Annotated in this window: 2 protein-coding genes and 2 pseudogenes; 2 read left to right on the forward strand and 2 right to left on the reverse strand. The window is 67.3% G+C overall.

The window, feature by feature from the left end; all coding sequences use genetic code 11:
- Both ACWCP0_RS38880 and ACWCP0_RS38885 read left to right on the forward strand, forming a co-directional pair.
- Positions 1 to 414: pseudogene (locus ACWCP0_RS38880) on the forward strand (hypothetical protein); the annotation flags it as partial.
- 92 nt (positions 415 to 506) lie between these two features.
- A pseudogene (locus ACWCP0_RS38885) lies at positions 507 to 737 on the forward strand (alpha/beta hydrolase); the annotation flags it as partial.
- 483 nt (positions 738 to 1,220) lie between these two features.
- Here ACWCP0_RS38885 and ACWCP0_RS38890 read toward each other — a convergent pair.
- Both ACWCP0_RS38890 and ACWCP0_RS38895 read right to left on the reverse strand, forming a co-directional pair.
- A complete protein-coding gene (locus ACWCP0_RS38890; RefSeq protein WP_451083450.1) occupies positions 1,221 to 1,967 on the reverse strand; it encodes an SDR family oxidoreductase in 747 nt (248 codons plus the stop codon).
- Between the two features lie 591 nt (positions 1,968 to 2,558).
- Complete coding sequence (locus tag ACWCP0_RS38895) at positions 2,559 to 3,653, reverse strand: MBL fold metallo-hydrolase (RefSeq protein ID WP_451083451.1); 1,095 nt, start codon at positions 3,651 to 3,653, stop codon at positions 2,559 to 2,561.
- Positions 3,654 to 4,132 lie beyond the last annotated feature (479 nt).

A 4,132-nucleotide genomic window follows, 5' to 3' on the forward strand; every position in this document is an offset into this window, starting at 1 on the left:
GAGAAGTCTCCCGACGAGGAGAAGGACAAGGAGAAGGGCAAGGAGGACAAAGAGAAGGAGGACAAAGAGAAAGAAGAGAAGGAGAAGGACGAGAAGAAGGACGAGAAGAAGGACGAGCAGGTCCCGGACAAGCCGGTGACTCCGGATGAGCCTCAGACCCCGAAGCCCGAGGAGCCGAACCCCGTGGAGCCGGAGGTGCCACTGCCCGAGATCCCTGAGCCTCAGGCCCCGGACCAGCAGACCCCGGACCAGCAGGCCCCGGACACGCAGACCCCGGATCAGCAGGTTCCGGACCTGCCGCAGACCCCGAGCCAACAGGTGCCGCACGAGCCGCAGACCCCGAGCCAACAGGTGCCGCACGAGCCGCAGACCCCGGACGAGCCCCAGGCTCCCGACCAGGCGCCGCGGGACTGAGACACTCACGTGCCCTCCACGCCAGGGTCCCCCGACCAGCAAAAAGGCCCTCCCAACGGGAGGGCCGATCGGTCGCGCGCGCCTGCCACCAGCGCGCACTGCCGCCCGCGCTCGTGATCGTCGACGGGAACGACGTGCGGCGGGACGAGGGCGAGGCCTACGCCCGCAAGCTGACCCAGGCCGGCGTTCCCACCACCAGCGTCCGGTACAACGGCATCGTCCACGACTTCATGATGCTCAACCCCCTCCGGCCCGCGCAGGCAAGAACTGCCGCGATGGAGCAGGCCATCCGCACCCTGCACACGGCTCTCGGCACCGACTGAAACAGTCCCTACCACCGAGCGGTGTCACGAACGGACCAGAGCTGTCCCCAACTTCTGCTGCTCGTCAGCCTGCCGAACCGCGCACGGGACGAGCCGCTCTGATCGTCGCGTCGTGGCACGGCTCCTGGCCGGACGCGGCGACGCATGGCTCAAGCCCGTGTGGTGCCATTCAGCCTGCCGGCGGACTCCTGCACCGCTACGGCCGCCGATTGACCGTGGTTGACCGCTCGGTCTGGCACGCATCTGGCACGATCACCCACTGCGACGGCGCACGCTTTCCAAGTCTGATGGTGGGTAGCGGCCGAGTCCGTGCCGGGCAGTCAGTGCCACGACGTCGACACCGTGCTCGGTCAGGGCCTCATCGATGTAGTCGCACAGCTCCTCGCGTTCGCCGATTGAGTACCGCGAGCAGCAAATGAAAAAGACCTGTCGGTCAAAGGGTATGGGTGGCCCTCCCCTTTCGGCGAGGGCCACCCCGAGGAATTACTTCTGCTGCGCGAGCCAGTCGGCGAACTTGGTCTCGGCGATGTGCGCGTCCGGCCCCGGGAGGAGCGTGTCCTCCTGGAGAGCGGCGCCCCAGTACGTCGCCTGCGGGTCGGTGAGGACCTTGCGGGGGTCGTTCTTGGTGGCGAGTCCCATGCGGATGAACTCCTCGAGCTCGAACGTCTCGGGGCCCGCGACCTCCACCACGCCGCCCACCGGGGCGCCGACCGAGGTGCGGCCGACGGCCGCGGCCACGTCGTCGGACACCATGGGCTGGATCTTGGCCGCGGGCAGGCGCACGGTGTCGCCGTCGGTCATCCCGTCGGCGAGACCCTTCGCGAACTCGAAGAACTGGGTCGCGTGGACGATGGAGTAGGGGTTGCCGGACGTCTTGATCAGGTCCTCCTGGGCCTGCTTGGCCCGGAAGTAGCCGCTCCCCTGGAGGCGATCGGTGCCGACGACGGACAGCGCCACGTGGTGCGTCACGCCGGCGTCGGCCTCCGCCTTGAGGAGGTTGGTCGTGGAGGTACGGAAGAACTCCATGACCGCGTCGTCCTCGAACGAGGGGGAGTTGGACACGTCGACCACGACCTGCGCGCCCTGCAGGACGTCGGCCAGCCCCTCGCCCGTCAGCGTGTTGACGCCAGTGTTGGGTGCGGCCGCGACCGCCTCGTGCCCGTGCTCGCCCAGCCTGGCGACCACCTTCGAGCCGATGAGCCCGGTTCCACCGATCACTACGACCTTCATGACGGAATTCCTCTCGGAGTTATCCTGATCCAGTACCAGAAGAGACCGGGCAGTCGTTCTGCTTGTGACACGCGATGCGGAAAATCGAGGACAATTTCCTGCTGCCGCTCCCGCGATGGCCTATTCGGCGAGTTTCCCGCCGGTCGAGACCCAATGCCACGTACTACAGCCGGAGATCATGAGGATCGGTGATGGGTGGGATCGGCTGGTGGTGGGCCCGTAGGCGGTCCGGAAGCGGGTCTCCGCGGCGTCGGTAGTGACTGACCAGGGCACGGGTCTGGTGGAGCCGACGCCATAACTCGCAGGCCAGGACGGTCTCCACGGGGTGGCGGGAGTTGAGGCGGGTGGCGGCCAGGCAGTGCCGGATGGTGTGGACCGAAGGCCGCAGGAGCGGGCCGGGGATCAGCCGGCGATCTCGCTCTCGTCGAAGCTCGGGGCTTTTCCCTGATCGGTTCCGGGGTCCGGGGCCGGGAAGCAGGCCCGGCACCGCGTTCCGGCTCCGGTCCCGGGCCTCGGCTGCGCGAACCTTGGGTCTGCGCAGCCGAGCTCGATACGGTTTCGCAGAACCGTCAACCACCAACGAACTGGGCTTTACGGCTTGATGCCGAAGGGGCCGAGCTCGCCGGCGTCGATGCGCAGCGACTCGTACATCGTGAAGGCGTTGTCGTACGTGAAGACGTCCGCACCGCCGAGCAAGCCGATGTATTTCTCGATGATGGGGCGGGCCGCTTCCTCGGTGACGGCGTCGAAGTAGGTCTTGGTGATGGCCCAGCCGTTGCCGGTCGGACCGTACTTCTCGAAGTACGGCGTCGGGTCGACCGACGCCGAGGCGGCGCGGGTGCTGGCCATGAGGTCGTTGACGTACTGCTTCTGCAGGTCGCCGTCGGCCCGGACGCCGAGGCGGCCGAGGTGGCCGCCGACGAGGGTCGTCCAGGGGTACTTCATGGCGATGTCGTGGGCCTTGATCCAGGCGGGGATGTCCACTGAGACGGCGAGGTTCCTGAACGGCACCCAGCCCGGGTAGATCACGTCCACCACCATCAGGGTGGCGTAGGCCGGGGCGTAGATGAAGATGTTGTCGGGCGAGTGGTTCGCGCCGTGGTGCGCCAGCTCGAGGGTCTCTCCGCCGACGCGCAGGGTGTAGCGGTCGGTGAACGTCACCGACGGGGCCGGGCGGTTGACGTCGCCGTCGCGGCGCAGCAGGCGGCGGGTCTCCCTGTGGCCGACGATCGTCACGTCCTTGCCGAAGATGGAGGCGGCACCGATGTGGTCGGCGTGGGAGTGGGAGTAGACCAGGTGGGTCACCGTGCTGGGGCGGCCGTTGGCCTCGGTGACCTTGTCGATCGCGCGCTTCAGGTTGTGCCCGATGGTGGGCGGCGCGTCGACGAGCACGACGCCGTCCCGCGTGGTCAGGAACATGGCCTGGTAGCTGCCGTCCGTGACCCAGTAGAGGTTGCCCTTGATCTGGCCGACGAAGTAGCCGTCCTCGTTGAGCGCGGGACCGAAGGAGCCCGAGGGGACTGGTGCGTAGTCGGGCAGGCCGGCGGCCGGCTCGGCCGCAAAGGCGGTGCCAGGCAGCGTAGCGCCGAGCACTGCCGCGGCGGTGGGAACTGCGGCGGCGATCGACGCGCGCCTTAGGAACGTGCGGCGGTTGGTTCCGCTCGTCTCTGCGGACTCATCAGTCATCTTTTGTCCTTGTGAGCATGATTCATAGGTCATCGCCAGCATGTGCTGCGGCAATCGCTGTTTTCCGACTGACCGGCGACACTGGCGGGATGTGACAACCATGCTCTTGCCGATGCGTTTGGTTACATGGTTGATACAGGCCCATCGCGTTGACCTGTGGTTCCTCGACTTACGTCTGGGGGTGGTACCTGCGGTGATGCCCGGTGGGCCCCCTCTGACCTGGGGGAGATCTGCCGTCAACTGTCGTCGTTGGTCGTCGCTGGCTGCTGTCGGACGGCCCAGAGACGGCCCGGCTTCCTGCCGTCCTTCTCCCTCTTCAACCCCTCCTCAGCCCCTTCCACCAGCGCTTACAACGGCGAGAGGTCGGCTCCGAGACTTTGGGCCGGAGTCTCAATGACGAAGTCAAGCCGCTTGCGTGACCGGTGGGGCGGCGGTGAAGACCCGTCCGTCACGCAGCAGCGCCCACAACACGCTCGCTC

The sequence above is a fragment of the Streptomyces sp. NPDC001970 genome (assembly GCF_053594115.1).

Coding starts and splice junctions, on each gene's coding strand:
- ACWCP0_RS38890 (WP_451083450.1), bottom strand. CDS start 1,967: ATGAAGGTCGTAGTGATCGGTGGAACCGGGCTCATCGGCTCGAAGGTG.
- ACWCP0_RS38895 (WP_451083451.1), bottom strand. CDS start 3,653: ATGACTGATGAGTCCGCAGAGACGAGCGGAACCAACCGCCGCACGTTC.